Origin of the sequence: Sphingobium sp. 22B, assembly GCF_001580035.1 — a bacterium.
Lineage (GTDB): Bacteria > Pseudomonadota > Alphaproteobacteria > Sphingomonadales > Sphingomonadaceae > Sphingobium > Sphingobium fuliginis.
In genome coordinates this window covers 31202-45740 of sequence record NZ_LTAB01000009.1, presented here as the reverse complement: position 1 = coordinate 45740, position 14539 = coordinate 31202, and the positions used below count along the sequence as shown (strand labels likewise).

Below are 14539 nucleotides of genomic sequence, written 5' to 3'. Positions count from 1 at the left end.
TTTTGGAGAGATAATCGTCATGGTTCAACCATGCACAGTCGATGCGACAGAAATGGTCGCTTCGGATGGCTGGGCCTGAGACGGCAACATCGTCAACGCAGCCACGATGCGCTGGCGCATCATCTCAATCAGGGCATCAGGCTGCTCGATGACGAGCTCATTGCCCCAAGTGAATAGGTGCTCCGCCAGCTCCCGCATGCCGCCGCTGGTGAAGCGTATGAGAAGCTCTCCATTCTCAAGTTCTTCTATTTGCTGATGGCGATGGAAGCGCCATTCTCGCGCTCGCGAGGCGGCCGATGCGTGGACGCGAAGCACGACGTCTTGCTTCTCATCTCGCCAGACAGCGAAACTGTCGGCTAGCCAGGCGTCGATGTCCCAGTCATCTGGGGCGCAGCCGAGCTTTTCGCTGAGGCGAGGATCGATCATACGATCCAGTCGATAATAGACCGGATCATTTTCGCGGTCGGGCATCTTTCCGACCAAGTACGACAGGGGGCCGTGAACGATTCCGTAGGGAATGACCCGTCGCCAGCGCGGCTCCTGCTGCTGAACCGCGGCATAGCTGAATTCGAGGCAGCTACCGGACAATATCGCAGCTTGGACGGTTGCGATTGTCTCGGGGGGCACGGTCGCAACAGGGCCCGCGGTGACCATCGTCCGCTGGAGCCGAGTGAGCGCTTCTAGATCAGGATCAATGCGGCGCTTCTCGCGATCATCGAACGCCCCTTTCACCTTTGCCAGAAGGTTCGCCAATTGGTCGGCACGAACCGTCTGGCCAGCTTCTCGTCGTCCATCCACCTCGGCCTGTAGTGCTGCGACTTCAGCGGCAGTGGGGCGGGTATAAACGCGGCGAAGGCTGTCCCGGATGAGAAAGCGCTTTCGGCGATCTTCTGTCACTTCCTCAAGGTCAAAGTGCCGAGCGATGACGTCGCGCATGCGCTCGGCGGTCCTGCGATTGACGCCGAGCGTTTCCGCCATCTCATCGAGCGTCAGGCCTTCTGTCGATTCCGATAGCGCGTGCACGAGCGCTAACAATCGATCCAGTTTGGCCATACGATCGGTCATGCTGCACTACCCCCCATTTGTGTCCAACTACGACCGCACCCGTCGTTTTTTCAAGAGCCTAAAGGCGGAAATTGAGGCCCGCGACTCGTCGAGCTGCGGCGTTGTGGACTGGCGGAGCTGCGCTGGCTCTGAGGACCTACCGAGAGAGGAGCTGATCTGCCATTGCGCCGATGCGTTCATATCCGACGATCCGGTTTCGCCAAGCTTCGGGGATGCCGTTCTCGCCATAGAGCGCGCCCGCCAGTTGACCCGTGATAGCAGCCGTCGTGTCAGCGTCCTCACCGAGATTGGCGGCAGTAAGGACAGCCTCGGCGAAATTGCCGGTGCGGCCGATGCACCAGAGTGCCGCTTCAAGCGAATGGGCCACATAGCCCGACGCGCGAATATCCCGCCTCGGCTTTCCTCGCCAGGATCCACCAACGATATCGGAGATTCTCCCAGTTATGCTTGCTGTGGGGATGCTGAGAACATCGTCGAGGGTCTTGCCCGCAATCGCCATCGCGATCATTCGCCCGTAGATGCCGCAGGCATCTACGGCCTCAGGCGCGCCATGCGTGACACGGCTTTGACGTGCAGCTGCTTCTTCGAGGGAAGGGATGTCGTCATGATACCGCAGAGCGATTGGCGCCAAGCGCATCAGGCTCCCGTTCCCTGCAGTCGTAGGGTCTGTCGATCCGGCGATGGGGTTCCCTGATCGCTCCCATTTGGCCAATGCCGCACCGACGGTCATGCCGATGTCGAAGCAGTGCCCGTTTGATGAATAGGCTCCCTCATCGCGCCATGCGACAAAGCGCTTCATCAGATCCGCTTCATCCATGCCGCTGCAGGATATGAGGCTGTCCGCCAAGGCGAGCGCCATTGACGTGTCGTCCGTCCATTCGCCGGGCTTCAGGCCGAATGGGCCGCCACCGATCATGTCGGTCAGAACAGGATAGCTATCCCGGCGCGCAAACTCCAATGTCGTTCCCAGCGCGTCGCCGACTGCCAATCCGATCAAGGCGCCTCGGCCTCGATCACGCGTGGCCCCGGGCGTATTGGCGGGGCGCACCTCAGCGACAGCGACTTTCTGCTGGACGTAGGTGAGCTGCTCATGGGTTTCGATTGCTCCAGGACGAACCATCCGCACTTGCTCGATGGCACCCCTGGGCTCGGTTCCCATCTCGATCAGCAAGCGGGCGGCTATCATGCCAGCGCGTCCCAAGCCGCCCTTGCAATGTATCACTATGTCGAAGCCCTGGCGTAGCCTTGAGCGCAGATTGGGGCCGATGGTGGCCCATTCCTGCTCGAACGGCGAGCCCGGTATGCTCACGTCAGCAATGGGCAGATGGAACCAGTCCATGTGACGCGCGCGTACTTCCTCGCCGAGCCGATCCACGCCGAGGCTCTGGAGTTCTGAGGGCTCGATGAGAGAAACGACCGCCGCCGCTCCGCTAGCTTGAATGGCGTCTAGATCGACGCAAAGGTCGCGGTCCCACGTACCCGTTAGTGCATCATGCTGCTTTTTTCCCGGGCAGAATGTGATTCCTATTCTGCCGCCGTTGTCGCGTGTTGGGACGAAAGCGATTTGCAGCGGATGGCTCGAACTGGTGCGGGGGGCAGGGGCGGCGTCTCTTTGTTCCATTCTTGTCCTTTCTAGCGATCCGTGATGACGCCAGCTTGGCGTTGGTCAGAGCTACTACGACCGAATCTGACAGATGCGGTCGTACCTTCCTCTCCGTGGCCTACATGAGGCCAAACTGTCTTGACCCAGCAGTCACGATAGGGTGGTGAAAGCATCAGAGGGGGAAATATCATGAAGATTGATCGAGATAGGGTGAAAGAGGCAGGAGCCAGCGCCGCAAAGGTCGGCCAGAAAATTGGCGAGAAGACTGTCGATGGGGTGAAGAAGGCTTGGGAAACGGAGATGGGGCGCACGGCCATCACCGGCGCTGCGGCCGGCGCGGCTATCGCTGCGGTCGTCCCGTTCGTTACGGTTGGAGCCGGCTTGCTGATCGGTGGCGCGATTTCCGTGTTGGCGAAGAACGTCAGGTCGGGTCAGTAAACCTCGTCTGGACCGGAAGCCTGCCAATGGCGAGACGGTCTCAACCTGCCATTGGTCAGCCCCACCTCAGTAGAGGCTGCGGGGTGATCGAGAAACGCTGAACGGAACCTAACATGTTTGGAATATTCCTGCTCGCGGCTGTAACCGTTGTTGACGGCGATACCCTGCGCTTGGACGGAGAACGCGTGCGTCTGGTCGGTATCGATGCCCCTGAGATACATGGGTGTCCGGCGGGCCGCGCCTGTGCTCCCGGCGATGGCCAGGCGAGCAAACGCAGCCTACAAAATCTGATGAACGGATCCCTCAGCATTCGCCGCGTCGGACACGACCGTTATGGTCGTACTCTCGCGCACGTTTATGTGAACGGCGTGAATGTTGCCTGTGAGCAGATCGGCCGCGGGCAGGCGGTTTACATGAGGAAGTGGGACAATGGGCTCGAACTGGCGCGGGAGTGCAGGTGATGGCTCGTCGCTGGGATGAGAAGGGTACAGAGGCGGATGGTCCTGCATTCCCTTATCTAGTGGCTTTGGAAGCAATCATTATTGGAGGGCTTATCCTGCTGGGCACGGGCATGATGTTGGTATCGGGCGTCAGGTGGCTCTTTGGTCTCTTCGGTTGAGAGGGAACGGGATGAAGGGCGACAGCCAATGCGATAGCGCGGTCATGCATGCTAATCGCATCGCGATGGCTCGCTATCTGGTCACAAAATCGCGTTCCGGTTCGACAAACCGATTGGCCCGAGAGTTGGGTATTCAATATGCCTATGCACGCCGCATAATGCAGGAGTTGGAAGGGGCCGGATTGGTGAGTGCACCAGACAAACGCGGCGCGAGAACGGTTGCATCAGGTGTATTTGTCTCGGAGAAATGAGTTGGTGCGGCTAATTTTAATTGCCTTCTTGTTGATCACCGGTGCCGTTTTTCTGCGCTTGGCTTGGAATGCGGCGTTTAAGATTTTGCAGAGCATTGTCAAACTCGCCTATATCTCAGTGAAGGTGGCGGGAGCGGCGCTGTTGGCGGGATTGGCTGGCCTCGTTGCGTTCTTTGTTCTGCCTATCGCCGTCGTGGGTGACTGGTTCGGAATCGCGGTTGTGAGTGTCGCGATCGCAGCCTTCGTCCTGTGTCTGAGGAAATTCGGATTTCGCGACATACGCGCCGCTCGTCCGCTGCCCACTGTAGAAGACGATCGGGCGAAGTCCTCCTCGATCGTCGAGGAAGCGATCAAGCCTGAGGCGGATCCCCGCGTTGCTGAGGCATGGAAAATGGCGGGAGAGCTTGCACCGGAATACGCCCAGCGTCTTTCTGCAGCTAGGCGCCGCTGCGCTCAAGTGTTGGAATTGGCAGCTGGGGGCTCGGTCGAATGGAGCGTCGTCGATTGTTCGACATTTATCTCGCGCACTGTGCCCGACGCGGTTTCAACGGCAGCAGCACTCATGAAGGACGCCGACCATTCAGAGCGGAGCAGTCTCGCTAGTGAACTGGTCGTTGATCTTGAACGGATCGCGCAACGCGCGCGCGAGGAAGTCGACAGTCGCCGCCGTCAGCTTCGCAACAGTTGGCACGTTATCCGAACCCATATTGCAAGTCGGACGGCACGCGACGCGTCCTGATGGTGCGGCGGCGGGTTTTGACTTTGTGGCATGCTGCACGTCAACGACGCTGATGCTTAAGACATTGAAGTCCGGCACGGCCCCGAGCCGTCAAGCCGGTGAATCGACCACCGGGTAGTGCGGCATCGGCCATTCATGATCCGCGTTGTCCATCATCAGGTCGATAAACAGGGGCAGAAGGGAGCCCAGCAAGGCGCCGCAATCTCGAACTTGAGTGCGGTTGACCTCGCTATTCCAGGTTGCCCCTCCGTGGACCAATTGGTTTCGCAGGACGTACAGGCGTCCAAACAATATCGACAGCAAGGTGGCGGTGTCGTGGCGACGAAGGGCGTTCGCCGTAGCAACGCGCTCCCGTTCCAGCATTCCGCTCCAATCCTCGAAACCGGCAACCTCATTGTGATGATGCCAGAAGGGCGCGAAGACATAGCGGTTGTCTAGCAGCAGCCTAATTTCTTGACTGAAGCGCTGCCAGACCAGGTCATAAATTCGATGTTTGCTGTCAAAGCCAACCAAAGTGGAGAAAAAGCGCGCGAAGGCATCGCGCTCGCGCTGACTCTCTCCACCCAACGCTAGGCTAACGTCGCCTGCGTACGCTGCGTTAAACCCGATCCAAAGCAGTATGAAGCGCACATCTTCATCGCCCTCGTCGGCTTCTGCACGGCGCAGCCAGGAAAGTGCTCGGTGAACGCGAAGCGTAAGAGGCATGGCGAAGCTGTCGCGAAGGCTACGTTGCTTCCGCTTGAGCGCCTCAGGATGAAGCGGACTAGAAGATGGGTAGCGGAAAGACATTGCTCAGCTTCTCTGTTTCAGATGTCTAAGATAGTTCTACGATGTAAAGATCGCGCAACCGGCCAACATTTATCATGAATGAGGACCGTCTTGGTTCGAGATCAAGAGAGGAGGGGCCGCAGGCTCTTCGCCATCTGCGATATATCCATGAATAATATCGCCCGCCTTGAAGGTTGCATTGCCGCCTTTGTTAAGGAGGCCGAGGAGACCAAAGCCTAACACGCCCAAAATGACTCCGCCTGTGTTTGAGGCTCCTTCAGCGCCCTTTGTACCAGTCAACGCGACCGGCCCCCATTGCGTGTCGACGTGGATCAAGCGCAGGCTCAGTTGGCCTTTTCCTCCCGCCGCGCTGGTGCCCGAGACGGAAACGATTTCGCCCCAAGCGACAGATCCGATCGGGATTGCGATTGTCCCGTCAACTGTCACGGGTGAGTTGACGCGCAGCCGGAAGCGCTCGCCGGCTTTCGCTGATCGGCTGTTCACTTCCCGAACAACCATCAGTTCGATGTCCGTCCCTTTTACCCAACGTGGATGGAATGAGGCCGGGACGACCGAGGCTTCTGAAGTGACGTCCTGTGCGGCCGCCAACGGGCTGCCGACTAGGAGAAGTCCTGCCATAAAGGCTGCGCGCAACATTGGGTTAGTGAGAGCCCGCAGCGGTAACTGCCGCGGTGGTGCCGCTGGCCGGCAAGAAGCGGACCGCCGTGCCAGTCGCATTTGCCTTGCCCCAGCTGAATGCCGACACGTGAGCATCGCCATATTGCGCTTTGACCACGGCATCAGCACCGAGCTTCTGCGCGCGTTCCCAAAGTTCCTTGTAGATTTTGTCTTGCGAGGGCGACTTGCTGAAAACCGTCGCTTTGCGGACACCTGCCTTGACCTCTCCCAGGACCTCATAAGGGCGGTCAGTGATGTCATATGGGAAAACGGGTACGCCGACTTCCTCGTTCATGAGCGGCTGGGTTTGCGGCGCTTGGCTAAAGGCAGGCGCTGCAATACCCATCGAGAGGGCGGCAATCAGAACGAAACGCATAAATTGTACTTTCCCCGTTGGAGCCGGCTTACTTCGCGGCAGGAGCTACTGCCGAACCTGGCTGAATTGCGGTTGCAACAGATGAGGAAGCTGCAATGGGAACGGTCACAGGTTCAGAAGGCGCAGCCGCGGCGAAGACCAAAGGCACGTCTTCACCGATGAAGCCCTTGACCTGCGATCCCGCAGCGATTTTGGCGCTTGTTCCTGTGGTGAAAAATCCAACGACAGGAACGAAAGCGACAGCAGCTACGACGCCTGCCGTTCCGGTAACGCCTTTATCATCAAACGTGCCGGTCAGCCGGATCTGACGCCCGTTCACGCTCACATTGAGGAGCGAGGCGGTCAAATGGCCAGACTTGCCCCACATCCCTTTATTACGAACCTCGGTGATTTCACCGACGGCTGGCGAACCGACCGGAATGACGACCTGTCCCCCAACAGAAACCGGCTCGATCACGGAGAGCCTGAAGTGCTGACCTACCCGAAGTTTCTTGCCTTCGGTCGTCAGGGGTTCTTCCATCTTGAGTTGGATTTCAGTGCCAGTGCGGAGAACATTGTTGGCCGTCGGTCCGACAGCGAGTGCAGGCGCCTGAACCTGAGCATGTGCAGGCGTTGACGACGCGATTGCGCACGCGAGCGCAACATACATCAATCTCATTGATTTTACCCCCATATTTGGCCTTCCCCAAGGCCAGTCAACGTGTTGCAGAGCGCCGGTCGGGATGTCAAGCGACTGGCCACAGGGATTGAAAAACCTTGTGGGCCGACGGTTTTACTGAATTGAGTCTGGTCGAAGTATTTGGTCCATTTTGGATGCTATCAGCTTCCAGAAGGACAACCCTTCCCAATCAGCTTCGACAGCAAGTTCGCCGATCCGCTCGGCTACTTTGACCGGCGCTTGGTTACCATGTCTCCTCAACAGCATCATGGCTGCGCCCAGTGCGATATGATCGTTGGTCATCCTATCGCTCTCCTGGATTAGCTCTTAACGCCGGACGGCGTCTGGACTTCCACCGTCATCTTCTAGCGATAGCGGTGCTCGCCAAGGATACCGTAGCCGTAGGCGGTAAGTACAAGTGCGATACCCGCGATCAGCACTCCAAAGTTATCCAGCAGCCGCGTACGACATATCCCGTTTTGACGTGAGCCTTATTGTATGGAGATATTTCGATCAGACTAATAGCTGGGGCGGTGGCCTAGTCGTCATATAAACGCTGGATTTCGAGCGGATTGAAGCTGTCATGCCCTCGGAAAATCGCGAGGGGTGCGGACATCGAGCGTCGGGAATAGGCCGCGCATATGACCGATGTTCCAGGTCACGATCGTTGGGACACCGTGTACCACCGCTGTTTGGCCGATCATTCGATCGTAGAGGCGAGCCCCGATCCCGCCATCGGCTGCATAGCTGCGCACCGTGTCGAACGTCTGCGCCGGGGTCAAGCCGATCAAGTGGGTGACGGTTCTCACGCTTTCAAGCGCGGCCCAGGCTTCCTCTGCCGTGAAACGAAATGGCGCGTGTGTGCCGCGACGGGTCAGGGTGCTATAGACTTCGGCATAGCTGTGTGCGGCAACGCCCAGCACATGACCGCGACCAGCGTCGAACAGGTCGGCCGACGAAGCATGATGCTCATGATCGCCTGCCAACGCCGCTATAATCACATTGCCGTCGATCAGCGCGTCAATCGTCAATGTCATGTTCACGGGATCGATCGAGAGCCTCATTGGCGCTTTCGAGGCTGACGGGCTTGCCGCTCGCCGGACGAACCAGCAGCGCGCCGCGCCGCACCAGCTTGCCGGTATTGGCTGGAATACCTGGCGGGACATAACCTCGCAGCGCGTCCTCGATCACCTCACTGGCCGTCATGCCGGTGAGCTTCGTAAGCGCATGGACCCGATCGCGCGCAAAAGCCGAGCGGACGTTGAGCTGGATATTTTCGGCACGACCCATGACCGACTCCTTTGCGACACAGATATATCATGTCGACGCTCGGCGGGCTATCAAAATTCTGTTTTGGCTAGCCCTGGAATCTGACACCGTCGTTTCATCCTGGTAGAAAAGAGGACTTGCGGGAATCGACTTCACTGGTCCAGTTTCCAATCATTATCTGCAATGATGTTTCGCATCTTCCAAACCACGCGTGGATGAGGTCCTCCTGCGCCGCTGAATTGGGGATATACCGTAAAATGCGTGCGGAAGCCCGGCTTCAGGTCGAGCGACAGATTATCATGGCTTTCGCTGACCGGAGTGCACCGGCCGATCGGCTGGTCGGGTGTGTCGCATTCGTAAAGGCGACCGACCAGAGCCGCGCTTTCGAGTGCCTCCCTCCCATGGTTTTGAAACCATCCTTTCACGGAATAGCGAAGCTGCTGATCGTCAGCGTTGGATTGAAGAGCCTGCTCCTTGATTGTCCATTCTGCGATGGGAGAGCTTGCGGGTAGCTCATGTTCGCTCCACCAATCTTGAAACGCTAGAAATCCCAGCCATGCGACGAGCGCGTAAACGGCCCAACGGAAAGGGGCTACCTGCATCATTAACGCGAAGGCGACGCCCGCGCCCACCCAGGCTAGAAGATCATTCTCGCGTTCCGCCACACCTGCTCCCCGCCGTTGTTCGGAGTCTGATGACATGACGCTGCGTCAAAATCGGTCACAAGACTTGCAGTTGGATCTCGATCTTGACCACCCGCCTTCTGAGATGCTGATATGCAAGCCGCCTGCACTTGGTTAGCTCAGATCCGCGCCGTAACAGCTGAGGGACACCTTCAGCATTTCAAAGCTTGTCAAAAACCGATCCCATCCGCGGTGCGAAAAGGCGTTCATAGGTTCGCAGCAGGTGGGAATCCGTCATGCCTGAAACATAATCACAGATGATCCTCATCGGATCGGAAGCGCTGGCGAGTTTGGCGTACGCATCGCCGGGCAGGAACCTCTTGGGCTCAGACTTCATGACCTCGAATACGGCGATTACCATCATCTGCCCTTTGAACTCGAGATGCTGGACGCTGGGGCTACAAATGACTTCCTCGTAAACCAGGTTCGTTACCGCTGTCAGGAAATCCGCTACGGGTTTTGGGACCTCCGCACGATACCGAAGCCTCGGCTCCTCAAATTCGGCTTCGTCGCGGATCTGGATGCTCGGGATGACGAAGTTGAGGATCCGGTTGATCTGGTGTTTGCGGTCGTTGCCGTCACCAAATAGGCGATCGAGTAGGCCCCCATATACGTCGTTGCCATACTGCCCGCGATATTGGCTGCTAAGATAGTCAAGTAGGCCCTGGCAGGCCGCGGCGGGTACGTGCGTTTGAAACTGCTTTTGATCTATCAGTCTGAGCTCGAGCGCGTCCTCTAGGTCGTGGATGCCGAAGCTGATGTCATCTGCAAGGTCCATGATCGAGCAAGCGAGGGATTTATGACGTGCCTTGGCATGCCTACCTGCTCGAATGTCAAACTGGCGGAAAGCATCCTGATCGCTCTTGGAGAGCGGGGAGAGGATCCAGTCCACGACATCCTGTTCGCTATCCATGAAGCATTTCGGAGGCTCGGATACCTTGCGATCAAGCAGCGGCGTGCCGCTTGTATCTGCTAACATTCCCGGACGGAGGTCTGGGTTGGCCACTTCGCTGAACGGCGCGGGATATTTGAGAACGCCGAGCAGCGTTTCGCGCGTCAGGTTCGAACCCGCAACCTCAGAAAATTTCTCCAAGCGCGATAGAATCCGAAGCGTTTGGCCGTTCCCTTCAAAGCCGCCATGATCTCTCATGCAGTAGTTGAGGGCAATTTCGCCGCCATGGCCGAATGGAGGATGCCCCAGATCATGGGTGCAGGCGATCGCCTGAAGGAGCGCATGTTCGGGAAGGTGCTCGAGGGCCGGATGGCCGGGCAGATTATGGACCAACTGTTTGGCTAACCCGCCAGCGATCTGCGCGACTTCAAGCGAATGCGTGAGGCGAGTGCGGTAGAAATCGCTTTCCCCTAGGTTGAGGATTTGGGTCTTACCCTGCAGCCGCCGAAAGGAGGCTGAGTGAACGACGCGGCCATAATCCACGTCGCCCTCAGACCGCGCATCGAAAGACTTTCGCAACTCTGGTGTTCTGCGATCAAGCCAGCTCATTATGTCTCCAGTTCCTCAGCGCAATATCTGCCCGCTAGCATGGAGAATGGAGTGCGGGAACCGACGCTGTTTCGCCAATGACGCGCAGCTGCTGAATGAACGTCGCAAGAGGGGGAGTCCTATCCTCAAACCTCACCACGGATCAAAGAGCCCGCTTATGCGGTGCTGGTTGGAAGGAAGATGTTGCGGGCGACGCTTCCACAAAAAATTAAGAACTTAGAACGTAACGACTGCGGAATGGTGACTTCTGGAACGGCAGGGATCGGCTCGACGCGACCAATTTTGTCGTGCAATCAGATATCATCCCTCAGCGCCCCTTGGGATCGATGCATAGGGCAGGCAGCCCGTGGGCATTGGCAGGAGAAGTTCGAAATTGACGCAGCGTAATATCACCCCGGTCGATATCGAGATTGCGGGAATCCTGTATCCTGTGCTGGTTGAAGCGGCACGGGACGGGGAGATGCTTACTTGTCTTCAGTTGATTGAGCGCGCGAAACTGTGCCATCCAGACAGTGCGGCGATTCAAAAACAAGTGCCAGTCGGGCTCGGTCGCCGGTTGGCTACAGTACGTGCGTTTACAGCGCCCCTTGGCTATCCGGACCTCACCTGCCTCGTGGTGCAACCGCGGACCAACCTGCCTGCTGACGTTTTTCCGAATCCCGAGGCTGAACAGGCGAAGGTCGCTGCTTTCGACTGGAAAAATGTGGAACCCGCATTTTTCATGCAGTTGGGAGAATGGCGCAGAGCCAATGAACGCAAAGCGAAACGTGATCGCGGGACGGCCGTGCAAATCGTATGGGACTATTACTCGGCCAATCGCGCTCGGATGCCCTCTGCTATCCAGCAGTTTAGGGAAATTTTGATTGATGAGGTGATGGGTGGTGAGGGCGTCGAGCAGGCGTTCGCAGCTATCCTTTCAGAGCTGACTCCAGAGATGGCGTGATGACTAAGCATTTCGCGATCAAACATTACGCCTGATGCGGCCGGTCTTTGGCGTCGGGACCACTGTAGTTACGGCACCAGCCAGTGTTCCCCATCGGCAAGGCGCTGGATAGGCGGAAGGTCGATGCCGGGTGCATCCCATGACAAACCGTGGACTGGGACCAGGGCGCGCGGGTTTACCGCTTTGGCAAAGCGCGCGATGTCGGAAGGGCTGGCGTGGCCGCTGGTGTGGAGGTGCAGTGCCTTCGCACCGGCCTGCCGGGCACGACCCCAACCCGCGGCTTCATCCAAGTAGCCGCGCCAGTTAGAGAAGACGTATGCATCGCGCTCTGTGAAGCCGAGGCCGCCGCGCGCGAACTCCGCCACCATGGAGTCCCGCGTCATAACTATTGCGCGACCGCCTGATAGACGCTTGCGGGAGGTGGCATATGGTTTCCGAGCAAGAGCGTCGACCCAGTCATCGCGACCTTGCCTTGCATAGAGGCGTTTTCCTGAGCCGGTAATGATTACCTGCAACTCGGGGAATCGCGGATCGCCGGGGAAGGGGATCCCCGTGCCAGGTGCAATCCGTTGCAGTACGTCTGCGCCATAGAGGTCCACCACCAGGGAACGCCCGGTGCGTTTCGCGGCGCGGAACAATGTGACTGTTCGGTCGAGATTCTGTGCGGACCAGTTTACGAAGATGTGTCCCTGCACCTCCTGAGCAAGCTGGGTAAAATCCTGTTCCAGCTCTGCCTCGGTGACGACAGGCTTGTGGGTTCCCAGGTTCGTGCCTTCGATGATCAGTGCGTCCACATCTCGGGGCGGATTTGCGATCATCGCCTCAACGAGTGCGGCCTTACGCCCGTGGCAGCGAAAATCTCCTGAATAGAGTATGCGGCGGCCCTCTGCTTCGATCAGGAGCATGTATGCGTCAGCGGCGCTATGGTCGGTGAGGAAAGGTGTCACCGAGAATGCGCCGAGGGCAAGAGGACATGACCTAGCCCGCCACGTGGAGATCGAACGGGAAAGCGGCGTCCCGAACAGACCAGAAGTAAGCCGCATCAACTCCGCTGCTTTTTCACCGGTCCAAAGGGGCCAATGCGCGGGCAGTTCGTCGATCAGGCCCCAGTGATCCATGTGCGCGTGGCTGAACAGAACGGTGGCGGGACCGTAGCGATCGAGTGTCTGGGGTAGGAGGCCGCTCGCCTCGCGCGGTGCGTCGAGCGGCCGGCCGGCATCCAGGATCAAGCGCTCGCCTCCTGAGGCGACGAGTTCGATGCACGAGCCGCCGATCGCGCGTGTGCCGCGATGGACAATCACCTCAAGCATCAGGGGCGCGGTTCCAGTTCCGGGATACTGCCTTGGTCCAAAACGCCAAGGCATGATGCCGTTGGCTTGCAGCCAATTGGAACGACTTTGATACCAAATCGAGAGAGACGCGCCTCGTGCTCGTTTTGCACGAAGGAATTTGCATGGGCCAAATAGCGCTCCATCTCTGTACTGCGCGGCACTCCATCGGCTCGGGGCGAACAGTAATTGCCGACGACCACTCCGGGAGGAAGGATCACGGATGCTGCATCGCCGGCGTCGGCAAATGTCTGCCAAGCTGCGATGGCCGGGCCGGTCTTGCCGAACATTTCGGCTAGGGCGAGAAGGATCCGTGCAGCTTCGGAATAGGCTGAGCGCACCTCGCTGGGACCGCCGTCGTGATCCATCCAACCCACATATTTGCGGAGCTGATCCACCACGTGTGGTGCCGCTGGTTTATTGTGGTCGGACCGTAGTTCACCGTTCACGGCGCATTTGGCTTCCCAGAACCCGATGTCCTGACCCTGCGCCACCACTAGATCCATGCGGGGTGCGACTCTACCGGTGGCATCGGGACGAGCAGGAAGAGCCATTTCCAGGTCCAGCGTGCCCGCAGTGACGGCCACTAAATCATCTACAAAACGCTTCTCGTCACCTGCATAGGTTTCGGCGGCGTGAACCCATTTAGCGACGTCCATCATGGGTGTCGCCGTCCCACGACCGAGCGAGAAGGACGTATATTTCTGAGCATATTTGCTCTCGTCTTCGTGCCCTTTAACGACGCCCGCCACATATTTGTCGTGGACTTCGAAACGAGGTGAGCCGGAACGTATGCTTAGCTTGGCTACGGACTGGCCCTTTACATAAAAATTCAAATATCCATTGCGCACCGCAACGCGTAGTCCATGTGGACCCGCATCTTCGCCCGGCAGCACCCAGCGGTCGAACAGGGCTTTGATGACGGGGACTTCCCGGTAGTTGCGCAGGACATCGACGTCGAATTTGCGTTCAAAAAGTGGCATGCAGGCTCTCTACTCATCAGTTGCGACAGATTTGGTCATGGAGATCATTGCTTCAGTAAGGGCAGTGTCAGCTCGGCCGGGGACGTGGCGTCCGTTGCCTGCTGTGCCATCAAGACCGTTCGGCCGCCTTCCTGCAGAAGGTCGATAACACCAGTTCGGGAGAGCTTATCAACGCACTGCTGGATCCGCCGACTTGCCACCGGAGGGTTGTAACCTTTCGGCCAATAGGCGCTGACGATTAAACCCGGACGGCTGATTATGGCTGGAGGTAGATGCGTGGCTACTGCGCGCCACAAAGAAGCGCTGCGAGGGCATGTGCCGCTACAGAAAAGCTCGTCCAGATTCACCAGTGTCTCGGCCGCTTGACACAATTGGGCCGCTGCGGCGTTGCCGTCATCCTCATTCTCAATGGGCTGCAACAAGGCCGGGGCGCCACCATCTCGCCCGTGCAAATTGTGGGAGCAGGCAGTCATGACGTCCCACAGAGCTATGCCGGCCGGGTAGTTAGTTCCTACCTGAGCAACGGCAATGCGACCTCCATATCGGCGGTCTCCGGAACCAGACTCCGCGGTCACGCCTATTACGCCAGGGTTAGCTGCGATGACCTCTTCAAGGAAACAGGAACCCTCGTATCGTG

General features: G+C 58.3%; 19 protein-coding genes. 6 read left to right on the top strand and 13 right to left on the bottom strand.

All coding sequences use genetic code 11. The annotated features are described in order from the left end of the window. Positions 1-24: 24 nt before the first annotated feature. Both A0J57_RS10535 and A0J57_RS10530 read right to left on the bottom strand, forming a co-directional pair. The gene (locus A0J57_RS10535; protein WP_062017189.1) at positions 25-1065 is read right to left on the bottom strand and encodes a YafY family protein; all 1041 of its coding nucleotides are present in this window, start codon (positions 1063-1065) and stop codon (positions 25-27) included. Between the two features lie 136 nt (positions 1066-1201). Continuing rightward, the gene (locus A0J57_RS10530) at positions 1202-2686 is read right to left on the bottom strand and encodes an ADP-ribosylglycohydrolase family protein (protein ID WP_062017186.1); all 1485 of its coding nucleotides are present in this window, start codon (positions 2684-2686) and stop codon (positions 1202-1204) included. Positions 2687-2857: 171 nt separating this feature from the next. Between A0J57_RS10530 and A0J57_RS10525 the strand changes: the two genes are divergently transcribed. The 5 genes from A0J57_RS10525 (at position 2858) to A0J57_RS10515 (ending at position 4715) form a co-directional block, all read left to right on the top strand. After that, a complete protein-coding gene (locus tag A0J57_RS10525; protein WP_062017183.1) occupies positions 2858-3106 on the top strand; it encodes a hypothetical protein in 249 nt (82 codons plus the stop codon). 113 nt (positions 3107-3219) lie between these two features. Continuing rightward, positions 3220-3567, top strand: a complete 348-nt coding sequence (locus A0J57_RS10520; RefSeq protein WP_020819326.1) for a thermonuclease family protein — start codon at positions 3220-3222, stop codon at positions 3565-3567. Further along, on the top strand, positions 3567-3725 hold the full coding sequence (locus tag A0J57_RS26355; RefSeq protein WP_020819325.1) for a hypothetical protein: 159 nt from the start codon (positions 3567-3569) through the stop codon (positions 3723-3725). Before A0J57_RS10520 ends, A0J57_RS26355 begins: the two co-directional genes overlap by 1 nt. An 11-nt stretch (positions 3726-3736) precedes the next feature. Next, entirely contained in the window at positions 3737-3976 is a 240-nt protein-coding gene (locus A0J57_RS25285; protein ID WP_076605741.1) for a DNA translocase FtsK, read from the top strand. 1 nt (position 3977) lies between these two features. Next, positions 3978-4715, top strand: a complete 738-nt coding sequence (locus A0J57_RS10515; protein WP_062017180.1) for a hypothetical protein — start codon at positions 3978-3980, stop codon at positions 4713-4715. 90 nt (positions 4716-4805) lie between these two features. On the opposite strand, the gene A0J57_RS10510 is transcribed toward A0J57_RS10515, so the two are convergent. From A0J57_RS10510 to A0J57_RS10475, 9 genes are all read right to left on the bottom strand, one after another. Next, positions 4806-5504 (bottom strand): HEPN domain-containing protein, encoded by a 699-nt coding sequence (locus tag A0J57_RS10510; protein WP_062017177.1) that lies wholly within the window; start codon positions 5502-5504, stop codon positions 4806-4808. Between the two features lie 72 nt (positions 5505-5576). Continuing rightward, on the bottom strand, positions 5577-6122 hold the full coding sequence (locus A0J57_RS25945; protein ID WP_153023166.1) for a hypothetical protein: 546 nt from the start codon (positions 6120-6122) through the stop codon (positions 5577-5579). Between the two features lie 22 nt (positions 6123-6144). Continuing rightward, a complete protein-coding gene (locus tag A0J57_RS10505) occupies positions 6145-6537 on the bottom strand; it encodes a heavy metal-binding domain-containing protein (RefSeq protein WP_062017174.1) in 393 nt (130 codons plus the stop codon). Between the two features lie 28 nt (positions 6538-6565). Continuing rightward, positions 6566-7186, bottom strand: coding sequence for a hypothetical protein (locus A0J57_RS25280; RefSeq protein WP_076605740.1), 621 nt, complete (start codon positions 7184-7186; stop codon positions 6566-6568). Between the two features lie 123 nt (positions 7187-7309). Then, positions 7310-7498 (bottom strand): hypothetical protein, encoded by a 189-nt coding sequence (locus A0J57_RS10495; RefSeq protein ID WP_062017168.1) that lies wholly within the window; start codon positions 7496-7498, stop codon positions 7310-7312. Positions 7499-7776: 278 nt separating this feature from the next. Further along, complete coding sequence (locus tag A0J57_RS10490) at positions 7777-8259, bottom strand: PIN domain-containing protein (RefSeq protein WP_161942145.1); 483 nt, start codon at positions 8257-8259, stop codon at positions 7777-7779. Continuing rightward, positions 8216-8485 carry a hypothetical protein gene (locus A0J57_RS26350; protein ID WP_062017162.1) on the bottom strand — a complete coding sequence of 90 codons (270 nt, stop codon included), beginning with the start codon at positions 8483-8485 and terminating at the stop codon, positions 8216-8218. Before A0J57_RS26350 ends, A0J57_RS10490 begins: the two co-directional genes overlap by 44 nt. 131 nt (positions 8486-8616) lie before the next feature. Further along, positions 8617-9129 (bottom strand): hypothetical protein, encoded by a 513-nt coding sequence (locus A0J57_RS10480; protein WP_082921984.1) that lies wholly within the window; start codon positions 9127-9129, stop codon positions 8617-8619. Between the two features lie 178 nt (positions 9130-9307). Further along, the gene (locus tag A0J57_RS10475; protein ID WP_062017159.1) at positions 9308-10648 is read right to left on the bottom strand and encodes an anti-phage deoxyguanosine triphosphatase; all 1341 of its coding nucleotides are present in this window, start codon (positions 10646-10648) and stop codon (positions 9308-9310) included. Between the two features lie 373 nt (positions 10649-11021). Between A0J57_RS10475 and A0J57_RS10470 the strand changes: the two genes are divergently transcribed. Further along, the gene (locus tag A0J57_RS10470; protein WP_062017158.1) at positions 11022-11591 is read left to right on the top strand and encodes a hypothetical protein; all 570 of its coding nucleotides are present in this window, start codon (positions 11022-11024) and stop codon (positions 11589-11591) included. A 68-nt stretch (positions 11592-11659) separates the two neighbouring features. On the opposite strand, the gene A0J57_RS10465 is transcribed toward A0J57_RS10470, so the two are convergent. Continuing rightward, positions 11660-12901 (bottom strand): MBL fold metallo-hydrolase, encoded by a 1242-nt coding sequence (locus A0J57_RS10465; protein WP_064232640.1) that lies wholly within the window; start codon positions 12899-12901, stop codon positions 11660-11662. Next, positions 12901-13902: a hypothetical protein gene (locus tag A0J57_RS10460; protein ID WP_062017155.1), complete on the bottom strand. Its 1002-nt coding sequence runs from the start codon at positions 13900-13902 to the stop codon at positions 12901-12903. The genes A0J57_RS10465 and A0J57_RS10460 overlap by 1 nt, the downstream gene beginning before the upstream one ends. Positions 13903-14539 lie beyond the last annotated feature (637 nt).